The organism is Bradyrhizobium sp. Kon58 (genome assembly GCF_055807455.1).
In genome coordinates, this window is record NZ_JBVVOT010000547.1 from 1 (window position 1) to 252 (window position 252).

A 252-nucleotide genomic window follows, 5' to 3' on the forward strand; every position below is an offset into this window, starting at 1 on the left:
GGGGCATCTACCTGGGCCAGTTCTGCCTGAATTCCACGCTGTGGTTTTTCCTGACCTGGTTCCCCACCTACCTGGTGAAGTATCGCGGCATGGATTTCATCAAGTCCGGCCTGCTGGCCTCGCTGCCCTTCCTGGCGGCGTTCGTCGGTGTCCTGTGTTCCGGGATTTTTTCCGACTGGCTGATTCGCCGAGGCGCCTCGGTGGGCTTTGCGCGCAAGTTGCCGATCATTGGCGGGCTGCTGATTTCCACCG

1 pseudogene is annotated in these 252 nt (G+C 60.7%); it reads left to right on the forward strand.

The window, feature by feature from the left end:
• Nucleotides 1–252, forward strand: a pseudogene (locus tag AC0L20_RS41445) (MFS transporter); the annotation flags it as partial.